This window comes from Pseudomonas sp. FG1, assembly GCF_034313875.1.
GTDB classification, from domain to species: domain Bacteria; phylum Pseudomonadota; class Gammaproteobacteria; order Pseudomonadales; family Pseudomonadaceae; genus Aquipseudomonas; species Aquipseudomonas veronii.
This window is the reverse complement of record NZ_JAVIWP010000001.1, coordinates 60,535-72,592: the sequence shown is the minus strand read 5'-3', so window position 1 is coordinate 72,592 and position 12,058 is coordinate 60,535. Positions and strand designations below refer to the sequence as shown.

At 60.7% G+C, this 12,058-nt stretch carries 15 protein-coding genes; 8 read left to right on the top strand and 7 right to left on the bottom strand.

Features of this window, described 5'->3' with window-relative positions:
- Positions 1-17: 17 nt before the first annotated feature.
- The 7 genes from rplU (at position 18) to RGV59_RS00345 (ending at position 5,705) form a co-directional block, all read left to right on the top strand.
- Complete coding sequence (rplU, locus tag RGV59_RS00375; RefSeq protein WP_017847748.1) at positions 18-332, top strand: 50S ribosomal protein L21; 315 nt, start codon at positions 18-20, stop codon at positions 330-332.
- A 34-nt stretch (positions 333-366) separates the two neighbouring features.
- Positions 367-642 carry a 50S ribosomal protein L27 gene (gene rpmA, locus RGV59_RS00370; RefSeq protein ID WP_007901871.1) on the top strand — a complete coding sequence of 92 codons (276 nt, stop codon included), beginning with the start codon at positions 367-369 and terminating at the stop codon, positions 640-642.
- 193 nt (positions 643-835) lie between these two features.
- Positions 836-2,059: an Obg family GTPase CgtA gene (gene cgtA / locus RGV59_RS00365; RefSeq protein WP_017847749.1), complete on the top strand. Its 1,224-nt coding sequence runs from the start codon at positions 836-838 to the stop codon at positions 2,057-2,059.
- 139 nt (positions 2,060-2,198) lie between these two features.
- On the top strand, positions 2,199-3,317 hold the full coding sequence (gene proB, locus RGV59_RS00360) for a glutamate 5-kinase (protein WP_057005288.1): 1,119 nt from the start codon (positions 2,199-2,201) through the stop codon (positions 3,315-3,317).
- Positions 3,318-3,333: 16 nt separating this feature from the next.
- On the top strand, positions 3,334-3,798 hold the full coding sequence (locus tag RGV59_RS00355; protein WP_017847751.1) for a CreA family protein: 465 nt from the start codon (positions 3,334-3,336) through the stop codon (positions 3,796-3,798).
- Between the two features lie 101 nt (positions 3,799-3,899).
- Positions 3,900-4,382 carry a glutathione peroxidase gene (locus tag RGV59_RS00350; protein ID WP_017847752.1) on the top strand — a complete coding sequence of 161 codons (483 nt, stop codon included), beginning with the start codon at positions 3,900-3,902 and terminating at the stop codon, positions 4,380-4,382.
- Between the two features lie 219 nt (positions 4,383-4,601).
- The gene (locus RGV59_RS00345; RefSeq protein WP_057005287.1) at positions 4,602-5,705 is read left to right on the top strand and encodes an NADH:flavin oxidoreductase; all 1,104 of its coding nucleotides are present in this window, start codon (positions 4,602-4,604) and stop codon (positions 5,703-5,705) included.
- Between the two features lie 49 nt (positions 5,706-5,754).
- Here RGV59_RS00345 and RGV59_RS00340 read toward each other — a convergent pair whose 3' ends face one another.
- From RGV59_RS00340 to cysZ, 4 genes are all read right to left on the bottom strand, one after another.
- Positions 5,755-5,934 (bottom strand): hypothetical protein, encoded by a 180-nt coding sequence (locus RGV59_RS00340; RefSeq protein ID WP_032804636.1) that lies wholly within the window; start codon positions 5,932-5,934, stop codon positions 5,755-5,757.
- Positions 5,935-6,175: 241 nt separating this feature from the next.
- Positions 6,176-6,697: a hypothetical protein gene (locus RGV59_RS00335; RefSeq protein WP_108524594.1), complete on the bottom strand. Its 522-nt coding sequence runs from the start codon at positions 6,695-6,697 to the stop codon at positions 6,176-6,178.
- 264 nt (positions 6,698-6,961) lie between these two features.
- Positions 6,962-8,140: a glycosyltransferase family 4 protein gene (locus RGV59_RS00330; protein ID WP_017847755.1), complete on the bottom strand. Its 1,179-nt coding sequence runs from the start codon at positions 8,138-8,140 to the stop codon at positions 6,962-6,964.
- A 680-nt stretch (positions 8,141-8,820) separates the two neighbouring features.
- Positions 8,821-9,576, bottom strand: coding sequence for a sulfate transporter CysZ (gene cysZ, locus RGV59_RS00325; protein WP_017847757.1), 756 nt, complete (start codon positions 9,574-9,576; stop codon positions 8,821-8,823).
- Between the two features lie 292 nt (positions 9,577-9,868).
- Here cysZ and trxB point away from each other — a divergent pair, with 292 nt between their 5' ends.
- Complete coding sequence (trxB, locus tag RGV59_RS00320; protein ID WP_017847758.1) at positions 9,869-10,825, top strand: thioredoxin-disulfide reductase; 957 nt, start codon at positions 9,869-9,871, stop codon at positions 10,823-10,825.
- 209 nt (positions 10,826-11,034) lie between these two features.
- On the opposite strand, the gene RGV59_RS00315 is transcribed toward trxB, so the two are convergent.
- The 3 genes from RGV59_RS00315 to folX are packed head-to-tail and all read right to left on the bottom strand — an operon-like array spanning position 11,035 to position 12,056.
- On the bottom strand, positions 11,035-11,373 hold the full coding sequence (locus RGV59_RS00315) for a HopJ type III effector protein (protein ID WP_017847759.1): 339 nt from the start codon (positions 11,371-11,373) through the stop codon (positions 11,035-11,037).
- Positions 11,366-11,662 (bottom strand): DUF1244 domain-containing protein, encoded by a 297-nt coding sequence (locus tag RGV59_RS00310; protein ID WP_017847760.1) that lies wholly within the window; start codon positions 11,660-11,662, stop codon positions 11,366-11,368. Before RGV59_RS00310 ends, RGV59_RS00315 begins: the two co-directional genes overlap by 8 nt.
- Before the next feature lie 22 nt (positions 11,663-11,684).
- Positions 11,685-12,056: a dihydroneopterin triphosphate 2'-epimerase gene (folX, locus tag RGV59_RS00305; RefSeq protein WP_026140129.1), complete on the bottom strand. Its 372-nt coding sequence runs from the start codon at positions 12,054-12,056 to the stop codon at positions 11,685-11,687.
- Positions 12,057-12,058 lie beyond the last annotated feature (2 nt).

The following is a 12,058-nucleotide window of genomic DNA, read 5'->3' as shown; positions in this document are numbered from 1 at the left end:
ATTATCGGAGAAATACCATGTCGTACGCAGTAATTGTTACTGGTGGCAAGCAATACAAGGTCGCCCCAGGTGAATACCTGAAGATCGAAAAACTGGAACTCGCTACCGGCGACTCCGTGACTTTTGATCGCGTTCTGTTGGTCGCCAATGGCGATGACGTGAACATTGGCGCTCCAGTTGTTGCTGGCGCTACCGTTGTGGCTGAAGTGATCTCCCAAGGTCGTCACGATAAAGTCCGCATCATCAAGTTCCGTCGTCGTAAGCACCACATGAAGCGTATGGGCCACCGCCAGTGGTACACCGAGATCAAAATCACCGGTATTCAGGCTTAATTTCAGCCTAATTCCTCACTAGGAGAATTGACTCATGGCACACAAAAAAGCTGGTGGTAGTACCCGTAACGGTCGCGACTCAGAAGCCAAACGCCTTGGCGTGAAGATGTATGGCGGCCAGGTTATCATTCCGGGCAACATCATCGTGCGTCAGCGCGGCACCCAATTCCACGCCGGTTACGGTGTTGGCATGGGTAAAGATCACACTCTGTTCGCTAAAATCGACGGCGTGATCAAGTTCGAAGTAAAAGGCGCCTTCGGTCGCCGTTACGTGAGCATCGTCCCGAAGACTGACGTCGTCGCGGCATAATTACGTAGTTGCTGGAAAAGCCCTGTCTCGCGACGGGGCTTTTTCGTTTGTGGAGTGAGTCTCTTGCAAAGCTGTTTGTAATGAGCTCAAGCGCTGGATTTGCGGTCGTTGATTGAGGTCGCTGCGCTCATTTTTGCAAGAGTCTTATGTCTTGGTTTCTTAAGCTCGTCCGTGCGGCGAGAGGCGTTTTGTTATGAAGTTCGTTGATGAAGTTTCCATCCGAGTAAAAGCAGGCGACGGCGGTAACGGTTGCATGAGTTTCCGTCGCGAAAAATTCATCGAAAATGGTGGCCCCAACGGCGGTGACGGCGGTGACGGCGGTTCCATCTACATGATGGCCGACGAAAACCTCAACACCCTGGTGGACTACCGTTACACCCGGCACTTCGATGCCGAGCGTGGTTCCAACGGCGGCAGCACCGATTGCACCGGTAAAAAAGGTGAAGACATGGTGCTGCGCGTACCGGTCGGCACCACGATCATCGACTCCGCGACCCAGGAAGTGATCGGCGACCTGACCAAGGCCGGCCAGAAGCTGATGGTTGTGCAGGGCGGCTGGCACGGTCTGGGTAACACCCGTTTCAAGTCCAGTACCAACCGTGCGCCACGCCAGACCACTCCAGGCAAGCCGGGCGAGCAGCGTGACCTCAAGCTGGAAATGAAAGTACTGGCCGACGTGGGCCTGTTGGGCCTGCCGAACGCCGGCAAAAGTACCTTCATCCGCTCGGTCTCGGCCGCCAAGCCGAAAGTCGCCGACTACCCGTTCACCACCCTGGTGCCAAACCTGGGCGTGGTCAGCGTCGACCGTTGGAAAAGCTTCGTGATCGCCGACATTCCCGGCCTGATCGAAGGGGCTTCCGAAGGCGCCGGCCTGGGTATCCGTTTCCTCAAGCACTTGTCGCGTACCCGTTTGCTGCTGCACCTCGTCGACATGGCGCCGCTGGATGACACCAGCGCACCGGACGCCGCCGAAGTGATCGTCAACGAACTGACCAAGTTCAGCCCGTCCCTGGCTGAGCGTGATCGCTGGCTGGTGCTGAACAAGTGCGACCAGATCCTCGAGGAAGAGCACGAGGAGCGCGTCAAGGAAATCGTCGATCGCCTGGAGTGGACCGGTCCGGTCTACGTGATCTCGGCTATCGCCAAAGAAGGCACCGAGCGCCTGACCCGCGACATCATGCGTTACCTGGAAGACCGCGCCGACCGCCTGGCGGCCGACCCGGTGTTCAAGGCCGAACTCGCCGAGCTCGACCAGCGCATCGAAGACGAAGCCCGCGCCCAGCTGCAAGCCCTGGACGACCAGCGTGCCTTGCGCCGCAGCGGCGTGAAGTCGGTCCATGACATCGGCGACGATGATTGGGACGAAGAAGACGTGGATGATGAAGACGGTCCGGAAATCATTTACGTGCGCGACTGATTCGTTGCAGTAAACTTAAGCGCCGCTCACTCGAGCGGCGTTTTGGTATCTGGGGATACCTGCAGTCACGAATGTAGTCACGAATAACGTTATGGGCGGCGCTGGGTCGCGTCCCGCCCTCTAACTAAGGTTGAAGATGATGCGGAGCAAAGTGACAGGTGCGCAGCGCTGGGTCGTAAAGATCGGAAGTGCGTTGCTGACGGCGGATGGCAAAGGGCTGGATCGCGCAGCCATGAGCGTGTGGGTCGAGCAGATGGTGGCCTTGCATGAGGCCGGCGTCGAGTTGGTGCTGGTCTCGTCCGGAGCGGTTGCCGCCGGGATGAGCCGCCTCGGCTGGACCGCGCGACCCAGCGCGATGCACGAACTGCAAGCCGCTGCCGCCATCGGTCAGATGGGCCTGGTGCAAGCCTGGGAATCCAGCTTCGCCGAGCACGGCCTTCACACCGCGCAGATCCTGCTGACCCACGACGACCTGTCCGACCGCAAGCGCTACCTCAACGCCCGCAGTACGTTGCGCGCGCTGGTGGAGCTCAAGGCGATCCCGGTGATCAACGAAAACGACACGGTGGTCACCGACGAAATCCGTTTTGGCGACAACGACACCCTGGCCGCCCTGGTGGCCAACCTAGTGGAAGCCGATCTGTTGGTGATCCTCACCGACCGTGACGGCATGTTCGACGCCGACCCGCGCACCAACCCCGACGCCAAATTGATCTACGAAGCCCGCGCCGATGACCCCGCGCTGGACGCCGTGGCCGGCAGCGTCGGCGGCGCGCTGGGCCGTGGCGGCATGCAGACCAAACTGCGTGCGGCGCGCCTGGCGGCGCGTTCCGGTGCCCACACGATCATCGTCGGCGGGCGCCTGGAGCGCGTGCTCGACCGCCTCAAGGCCGGTGAGCGCATCGGTACGCTGCTGTCGCCGGAACGCGGCATGCTGGCCGCGCGCAAGCAGTGGCTGGCCGGGCATTTGCAGACCCGCGGCACCCTGGTACTCGACGATGGTGCCGTGGCGGCGTTGTCCCTGGGTCACAAGAGCCTGCTGCCGGTGGGCGTCAAGTTGGTGCAGGGCAGCTTCCGCCGTGGCGAGATGGTGGTGTGCGTGGCGCCGGACGGTCGTGAGATCGCCCGCGGCCTGGCCAACTACAGCGCGCTGGAAGCGCAGAAAATCATCGGGCAGTCGTCTGAGGCGATTGTCGGTCTGTTGGGTTACATGGCGGAACCGGAACTGGTCCACCGCGACAACCTGATTCTGGTTTAAACGAAAGGAATACACGATGCGTGTGATGAAGGGATTGCTCGGCCTGCTGTTGGCCATGCCGTTGCTGGCGTCGGCCGAAGAGATCGGCCAGGTGTCGACGGTGTTCAAGTTTGTCGGCCCCAACGACCGGATCGTGGTCGAAGCCTTCGATGACCCCAAGGTCGATGGCGTGACCTGCTACCTGTCCCGCGCCAAGACCGGCGGCGTCAAAGGCGGCCTGGGCCTGGCCGAAGACCGCTCCGAGGCGTCGATTGCCTGCCGCCAGGTCGGGCCGATCCGCTTCAAGGGAGAACTCAAGGATGGCGACGAAGTGTTCAAGGAACGCACGTCGCTGGTGTTCAAGACCATGCAGGTGGTGCGCTTCCTCGACAAGAAGCGCAATACCCTGGTGTACCTGGTCTACAGCGACCGCCTGATCGAAGGCAGCCCGCAGAACGCCGTTACCGCGATTCCGATTTTGCCGTGGCCGACCGCGCAGTGATCCGCAGGCGAGTTTTGTAATCGGCGTCTATGATTGCAGGCTTGCGGGTTGTAATCTCGAAGAGCCGCAATGCAAAGAACATGGGATATCTGGAGTTCGTCATGAGTGCTTTCCACGACCTGAAACTCAAAGCGTTGGACGGACAAGAGCTGCCACTGGCGCCCTTCAAGGGCAAAGTTGTGCTGGTGGTCAACGTGGCCTCCAAATGTGGCTTGACCCCGCAATACGCGGCGTTGGAAAACCTCTATCAGCAGTACAAGGACCAGGGGTTTACCGTACTCGGCCTGCCCTGCAACCAGTTTGCGGGCCAGGAACCGGGGACCGAGAAAGACATCCAGGAATTCTGCAGCCTCAATTACGGGGTGAGCTTTCCGCTGGGCAGCAAACTCGATGTGAACGGCCCTGAGCGTCACCAGTTGTACCGCTTATTGGCGGGCGAGGGCGCCGAGTTCCCCGGGGACATCACCTGGAACTTCGAGAAATTCCTGCTGGGCAAAGACGGGCGGGTGCTTGCGCGTTTCTCGCCGCGAACGGCACCGGATGATCCGGCCGTCGTCCAGGCCATCGAAAAAGCCCTGAGCTGATCCCCTGACCTGTAGGCGTGAGCATGCTCGCGAAAAATCCAGGCGCACCGCGTTGATCCAGTATGAACGCGTTATCGTTGACGATTTTCGCGAGCCAGCTCGCTCCTACAGGTGTCCGGCATTTCTAAGCCTTAATCACCCTGATCAATAGTGCTACTCAGCACGCTGCACGCGCCATATTATCGGCATCATAAAAACCGTCTTTCGTGGAGTGTTGCCATGCCTGTCCAAGCCTTGTTCAAACCGTTCCACCTCGGAACGCTGCAACTGTCGAGTCGTGTGGTAATGGCGCCGATGACCCGTTCGTTTTCCCCGGGCGGCGTCCCCAATTCCAAGGTCATCGAGTACTACCGCCGCCGTGCCGCGGCGGGTGTGGGCCTGATCATCACCGAAGGCACCGTGGTCGATCACCCGGCGTCCAACGGCTATCCCAATGTCCCGCACTTCTATGGTGAAGCGGCGCTGGCGGGCTGGAAGAAAGTGGTCGATGCCGTGCATGCCGAAGGCGGCAAGATCGTCCCGCAGTTGTGGCATGTGGGCAGCGTGCGCCGCATCGGTACCGAGCCGGATGCCAGCGTACCGGCCTACGGACCGATGGAAAAACTCAAGGATGGCAACGTGGTTGTCCACGGCATGACCCATCAGGACATCAAGGACGTGATTGCCGCCTTCGCCCAGGCGGCCAGGGACGCCCAGCGCATCGGCATGGACGGCGTGGAGATCCACGGCGCCCATGGTTACCTGGTGGACCAGTTCTTCTGGGAAGGCAGCAACCAGCGCAGCGACGAATACGGCGGCAGCCTGGCCAACCGTTCGCGTTTTGCCATCGAACTGATCCAGGCCATTCGTGCCGCCGTCGGCTCGGATTTTCCGATCATCCTGCGTTTTTCCCAGTGGAAGCAGCAGGACTACACCGCGCGCCTGGTGCAAACCCCCGAGGCTTTGGGCGAGTTTCTCAAGCCGCTGTCCGACGCCGGCGTGGATATTTTCCACTGCTCTACCCGGCGCTTCTGGGAGCCGGAGTTCGAAGGTTCCAACCTCAACCTGGCCGGCTGGACCCGCCAGCTCACCGGCAAGCCGACCATCACTGTCGGCAGCGTCGGCCTGGATGGCGAGTTCCTGCAGTTTATGGTCAACACTGACAAGGTTGCGCAACCGGCCAGCCTGGAGAAGCTGCTGGAGCGTTTGAACAACGATGAGTTTGACCTGGTCGCCGTCGGCCGTGCCCTGCTGGTGGACCCGGATTGGGCGGTGAAGGTCCGCGAACACCGCGAGGGCGACATCTTGCCGTTCAGTCGTGAGGCGTTGACGACCCTGGTGTAACGGGCCGGGCTCCCGGTGGTTGCCACCGGGAGCTGTTCAGTTGGAGCGGTCAATACTCTACTGACTTGCGCAGCTCCTGGCGGTGATCGGTCTTGTGCCCGTCTTGGCGCGCAGCCTGGTCATAAGTGGGCGGTGCTGCTCGAGACTGATCCAGCCATTGTTGCTGACGCGTCCACTCTGCGGTTGGCATGTTGATGCCATTGCGCACTCCCATTCCGTAAATTGCCATATCTCAGGGTCTCCATTGATCTAAGGGACCTGCGTTAGCAGCAGGTATCTATGATTGGTCATCCACCGTTCGCCGTTCCAGGGGGAAATATCGAGTAAACCTTGCGCAACCTATGGCAATCGGTGTGCAACACGGTCCGCTAGCTCGGGCGGGAGGCCGGGTAGACAGCGCCCGGCCTCCCGCCGGTTTTCAGCGCGTTGGGTTTTTCAAGGCCTATTGTCTTGTTGTTGGCCTATCCGGATTAACCGTAGTAGGCATCTTCCGCCCGTTCGGAATGGACCGCTGCATATTGCGTGGTGGCGTAGGATGCTTGACCGTCATGCGTTGACGGGCGGTCAGTGAACTGTGGGCGATAGCCGCTGCCGTTGTGCGGACGTTCCCATTGATTCTGCGGCGGCTGCCAGTTGTTTTCCGGGCGTGTGGGTTGCGGGCGATAGCCGTCGTTGTGCGGCGGACGCTGCCAGTCATTCTGCGGCGGCTGCCAGTTGTTTCCAGGGTGTGTGGGTTGCGGGCGATAGCCGCCGTTCTGTGGCGGGCGCTGCCAGTCGTTCTGCGGCGGCTGCCAATCGTTTCCAGGGCGCGACGGTTGCGGGCGTTGCCACTGGTTGCCCGGACGTGCCGGCTGCGGGCGGTTCCAGCCGTGGTTCGCGTTATAGGGCTGTGGGTGTGACGGTCGTCCGTGATCGTACTGGGCGCTGTTGGATGGGCAGGTGTCTGTCGGCCCTTGAGTGGGCGTGTTGAACGGTTGGAATCGCAGCGCCATTGATCCATTTATCAGTGTCGACATAGTGCTCTCTAATTAATGTTTCATCATGAATGACCTGCCTTTTTTGAGTGCGTCCAGAGACAGACACCTCTTCCTTGGCAGGTGTCATGTAGGTGGCGATAAATCGCGCGACGTTCCGGAAATATCCTGTTGTGGCGTGCCGACTCCGATGGCTTCAGGTAAAAAATCCTAATGATGAAGCCGTTATTCAGGGGGAAGGCTGGAGGGAAGGCGAACTAACTGACGTTATTCGCAGATCGTTCAACGAACATAAGGCTGCGTTGGAGCGGCCAACGGTTCTGCGCACACATCGCGTAACTGGTTCTCGAACTGCTCGATGATCGCCGGCCAGCCCTGGTGACTGGCATGATGGCGCGCATTGAGGCGGGCCCTGCGCAAATGCTCGCGATCTTCCAGCAGCCAATTGGCCGCGTCGCAGAACGCTTCCTCATCGCCGGGCATCGCCAGCACGCCGTTGTAACCGTGGCGGATATGCTGGGTCGCGGCCGCCTGGTCATATGCCACCACCGCGAGTCCGGAGGCCATGGCTTCCAACACCACGTTGCCGAAGGTTTCGGTCAGGCTGGGAAACAGGAACAGGTCTCCCGAGGCGTAGTGTCGCGCCAGTTCTTCGCCGCGCTGGGTGCCGCAGAATATGGCGTGCGGCAGGTCGTGCTCGAGCAGCGCGCGTTGCGGTCCGTCGCCGACCACGATCAGTTGCAGGCGACGCTGTGGATAAGTACTGCGCAAGGCATCGAAGCAGCGCTTGAGCATGCCCAGGTTCTTTTCCTGCGCCAGGCGCCCGACGTGCAGCACTGCAATATCGTCATTGCCCAGGCCCCAGCTTTCGCGCAAGGCGTTATCGCGCTTGGCCGGGTGGAACAACTGGCTGTCGACCCCGCGCGACAACATCCCCAGGCGTTCGAAGTGGCGGCGCTCCAGCTCCAGGCGTTGGCTGGCGCTGGGTACCAGGGTCAAGGTCGAGCGGTTATGAAACCAGCGCAGGTAGTGCGTGACCACGCGGCTCAACATGCTCAGGCCGTACTGGTTCGAGTACTGCTGGAAATTGGTGTGAAAACCGCTGACCACGCTGATCCCCAAGCGACGCGCTGCACGTAGTGCCGACAACCCGAGCGGTCCTTCTGTGGCGATGTACAGCACATCCGGGCGTTGGCGTGTCCAGCGGCGCAGCAGCTTGTGCATCGACGACTGGCCCCATTGCAGGCCTGGATAGCCGGGCAACGGCCAACCGCGGCACAGCAGCAATTCGTTGTCGCTGGGGCGGCTTTGGTCAATGCCTTGGCGCGGGCGCACCAGTTCGACCTGATGGCCGCGCGCGCGCAAACCCTCGCACAGGCGACCCAATGTATTGGCCACCCCGTTGATCTCTGGCGGGAAGGTTTCGGTAATCAGAGTGATGTGAAGCGAAGCTGTCGTCATGACCCACAGTGTCGCTGTGGGCTGTGTCGCCGATGTGTCATACAGATGATGGATTTATGACGGGCATTGGCGGCAGGCGGCAATGCGCCAATCCTTTAAGCACAGAGCCCTTCGGCTCTGTGCAGATCGCTGGCCTGGGGGGCTCAGAAGGTGATTTTAGACGGCGTGACATAGCTCGTATCTTGCACACCGAGCACTTTATTTTGCGGGCCGAATTCACGGTCACCAGGGTTCAGAGTCCCGTTCGCGTTTGGGGGCACGCTGATCGAGCTACTGTCTGTTGGTTTTGTATTCTGGTCCCTGGATGGATAGTCGGGAAGCAGTGGCCCGGACCAGGGTCCTGGTTTTGATGGCGGGACGCTGGGTGGGGTGCGGGGTGGCCCGCTGGGAGGCGCGTCGGGCCTGGGTGCTGGGTTTCTTGACGGGGGCGGGATGGCTGCCATTTGGGACGCTGGCCGGGCCTGGGTGCTGGGTTTGTTGGCGGGGTGGGGGATGGCCCGATGGGAGGCGGGTCGATCCTGAGTCCTGTGTTTGTTGGCAGGTTGGGAAGCGTGCTGATCATTGTGAGGCTCCTGTTGTCACGGGTTTGGTTGCCGACCTCGGTTGCCCCAAGGTCGGCTCAGGTTGTGTGGCCTCAAAAAACAATCAGTTCCGGCAACGGTCGACCGGCCAGCGTACCGTTATCGCGGTGTGTTCAACGCCGTCTCGGCACCTTGCTCGCGCACCCAGAACAACGTCGCCCCGGCCACCGCCGCCGGCATCATCAGCAGGTTGACCACCGGCACCAGCAGCACCAGGTAGACGCTGCCGCCGAAGCTCATGCTCTGCCAGCGTTTCTGGCGCAGCCAGGCGAGCATTTCGTTCCAGCCCAGCTTGTGGTTGTCGGCCGGGTAGTCGATGTATTGGATCGCCATCATCCACACGCCGAACAGCAGCCACAACGGCGCGGCGATCAGGTTGACCACCGGAATGAACGACAGGATAAACAGGCCGATGGCCCGCGGCAGGAAGTAGCCCAGCTTGCGCATCTCCCGCGCCAGGGTGCGCGGGACCATCGCCACCAGCTCGGCCCAACTGAACGGCGGGAAATCGTCGGTGCCACGCACCACCACTTCAACTTTCTCCGCGAGAAAACCGTTGAACGGCGCAGCGATGACATTGGCGAGCATGGTGAAGGTGAAAAACACCATCAACACCACCAGCACCACGAACAGCGGCCACAGGATATAGCTGAGGAAACTCAGCCAGCCGGGCAGCGTCGGCATCAACGCGTCGACCCACAGGCTGAACTGATGGCCGGCGAAATAGATCAGGCCGACGAACAGCACCAGGTTGATCGCCAGCGGCAGCAGCACAAACAGGCGCAGGCCGGGGCTCAACACCAGTTTGAGGCCTTCACGCAGGTATTGCGGACCGGAAAGAACAGGGGCGGGCATGGAGAACTCCGAGCAGAATGACGAACGCGCCGACCTTACCGGCTTTGCCTTCAGGACGAAAGCATGCGCAATGCCAGGACATCAGCAGAAACAAACGCGTCGATCAACTGGGCCTGCTGCATAGATACTGCCTATGAGCTGGATTGTTATTCCGTATTTCCTTAATCTTGCCCCCCTCTATACGCTGCACCCATTATTTTCAGGATCTGCGAGTTCAAGCCTTCCCCAAGTGCTTCGCGGTCCTTTTTTATTCCAGCCGCCTTGTTGTCCGGGCGGTCGACAGGAGCGAGTCATGTCTGATACCCGTCATTCGCGAGTGATTATTCTCGGTTCCGGCCCTGCCGGTTACAGCGCTGCCGTCTACGCTGCCCGAGCCAACCTCAAGCCACTGCTGATCACCGGCATGCAGGCGGGCGGTCAGTTGACCACCACCACTGAAGTCGACAACTGGCCGGGCGACGTCCACGGTCTGACCGGCCCGGTGCTGATGGAGCGTATGAAAGAGCACGCCGAGCGCTTCGAAACCGAGATCGTGTTTGACCACATCAACCAGGTCGACTTCTCGAAAAAGCCTTACAGCCTGACCGGCGACAGCGGCGTCTACACCTGTGACGCGCTGATCATCGCGACCGGCGCCAGCGCCCGTTACCTGGGCCTGCCGTCGGAAGAAGCGTTCATGGGCAAGGGCGTGTCCGCCTGCGCGACGTGCGACGGTTTCTTCTACCGCAACAAGCCGGTCGCCGTGGTCGGCGGTGGCAACACGGCCGTGGAAGAGGCGCTGTACCTGGCCAACATCGCCAGCACCGTGACCCTGATTCACCGTCGCGAGACCTTCCGCGCCGAGAAGATCCTGATCGACAAGCTGCACGCGCGTGTCGCTGAAGGCAAGATCATCCTCAAGCTCAACGCCACCCTGGATGAAGTCCTCGGCGACAACATGGGCGTGACCGGTGCGCGCCTGAAAAACAACGACGGCAGCTTCGACGAGCTGACAGTCGACGGCGTGTTCATCGCCATCGGCCACACGCCGAACACTTCGCTGTTCGAAGGCGTGCTGGACGCCAAAGACGGTTACCTGGTGGTGCAGGGCGGTCGCGAAGGCAATGCCACGGCGACCAACATCGAAGGCATCTTCGCCGCCGGTGACGTGGCTGACCACGTGTACCGCCAGGCCATCACCTCGGCCGGCGCCGGTTGCATGGCGGCCCTGGATGCCGAGCGTTACCTCGACGGTTTGCAGAACGCTTAGGTCTGAACCCGCTGAAATGAAAAAACCGGCGAAAGCCGGTTTTTTTTGCGCGGGATTTGATGATCCATCGCTATCTCAATTTGGTAATCCAATCACTGTGGGAGCTGGCTTGCCTGCGATAGCGGTGTGTCAGCCAACGTCTATGCAGGATTTACCGCCGCCATCGCAGGTAAGCCAGCTCCCACATTAAATCGGGTTTGCACGTTGGATCAGCGGCGAGTCAGTGGTTGCTGGTCAAACTTCACACCCGCCAACCCGTGCGCGATCAACGCCCGAATATTGCCATGGTCACTGCCCTCAGGCGTGGCGACCACCGAACGGTAATGCTCGCCAAACGCCAACAAGGCGTGCTGGTCGCTCAACCCTTCCAGCAAGGCCAGGCCCAGGGTCTTGCACGAACCTTCGTTCTGCCCGGCGGCGTTTTCCACGGTGCCGTTGGTGAAGGCTTGCGGCTGGTAGTCGTAACCGGCGGCAACGAAGGCCAAGGTGTCGGCGAAGAGATGTTCGCCGCTGTCGAGGCTGGCGCGCAGGGTGTTCAGGTCAGTCATGGGGTTTTCCTTTGGCGAACGCCGCCTGTTGTTCGGCGCTGGCTTCTTGCTGGTATTGGGCTTTCCACTCGGCATACGGCATGCCGTACACCACTTCACGCGCGTCATCGAGGCTCAGCGCGATCTGGCGCTCGTCGGCCTCGGCCTTGTACCACTTGGACAGGCAGTTGCGGCAGAAGCCGGCGAGGTTCATCAGGTCGATATTCTGTACATCCTTGCGGCTGTCCAGGTGTGCGACCAGCCGCCGAAAGGCGGCGGCTTCGAGTTCGAGGCGTTGTTGATCGGTCATAGGGCTCACGTAAATCCAGGGGTTAGCGGCTGGCCGCCAGGGTAATCGAAACCGATTCGGCAAAGCGCAGCGCGTGGGGCTTGTCCACTTCGACTTCGGCATACAGCACCGACTCGTTGCTCATCACCAGGTCCAGCAGTTCCTGGGTCAGGCGCTCCAGCAGGGCGAAGCGGTTGCCTTCGACGTGGGCAATGATCGCCTTGGTGATGGTGCGGTAATTCAACGCGTGGTCGATATCGTTGTCGCGCACGGCGTCCTGGGCGGCATACAGGATGGTCAGGTTGATCAGCACATCCTGCTTGTTGAGGATTTCATCCTCGTTGATGCCGATATAGGTGCGCAGGCACAGGTCCTTGACCCGGATGCGCGCCATGCCTGGTTGAAGTTGTGGCATTG

Coding starts and splice junctions, on each gene's coding strand:
- RGV59_RS00340 (WP_032804636.1), bottom strand. CDS start 5,934: ATGGCAATTTACGGAATGGGAGTGCGCAATGGCATCAACATGCCAACC.
- RGV59_RS00345 (WP_057005287.1), top strand. CDS start 4,602: ATGCCTGTCCAAGCCTTGTTCAAACCGTTCCACCTCGGAACGCTGCAA.
- RGV59_RS00315 (WP_017847759.1), bottom strand. CDS start 11,373: ATGACTGACCTGAACACCCTGCGCGCCAGCCTCGACAGCGGCGAACAT.
- trxB (WP_017847758.1), top strand. CDS start 9,869: ATGTCTGATACCCGTCATTCGCGAGTGATTATTCTCGGTTCCGGCCCT.
- RGV59_RS00330 (WP_017847755.1), bottom strand. CDS start 8,140: ATGACGACAGCTTCGCTTCACATCACTCTGATTACCGAAACCTTCCCG.
- cysZ (WP_017847757.1), bottom strand. CDS start 9,576: ATGCCCGCCCCTGTTCTTTCCGGTCCGCAATACCTGCGTGAAGGCCTC.
- rplU (WP_017847748.1), top strand. CDS start 18: ATGTCGTACGCAGTAATTGTTACTGGTGGCAAGCAATACAAGGTCGCC.
- cgtA (WP_017847749.1), top strand. CDS start 836: ATGAAGTTCGTTGATGAAGTTTCCATCCGAGTAAAAGCAGGCGACGGC.
- rpmA (WP_007901871.1), top strand. CDS start 367: ATGGCACACAAAAAAGCTGGTGGTAGTACCCGTAACGGTCGCGACTCA.
- RGV59_RS00350 (WP_017847752.1), top strand. CDS start 3,900: ATGAGTGCTTTCCACGACCTGAAACTCAAAGCGTTGGACGGACAAGAG.
- RGV59_RS00310 (WP_017847760.1), bottom strand. CDS start 11,662: ATGACCGATCAACAACGCCTCGAACTCGAAGCCGCCGCCTTTCGGCGG.
- RGV59_RS00355 (WP_017847751.1), top strand. CDS start 3,334: ATGCGTGTGATGAAGGGATTGCTCGGCCTGCTGTTGGCCATGCCGTTG.
- RGV59_RS00335 (WP_108524594.1), bottom strand. CDS start 6,697: ATGGCGCTGCGATTCCAACCGTTCAACACGCCCACTCAAGGGCCGACA.
- folX (WP_026140129.1), bottom strand. CDS start 12,056: ATGCCACAACTTCAACCAGGCATGGCGCGCATCCGGGTCAAGGACCTG.
- proB (WP_057005288.1), top strand. CDS start 2,199: ATGCGGAGCAAAGTGACAGGTGCGCAGCGCTGGGTCGTAAAGATCGGA.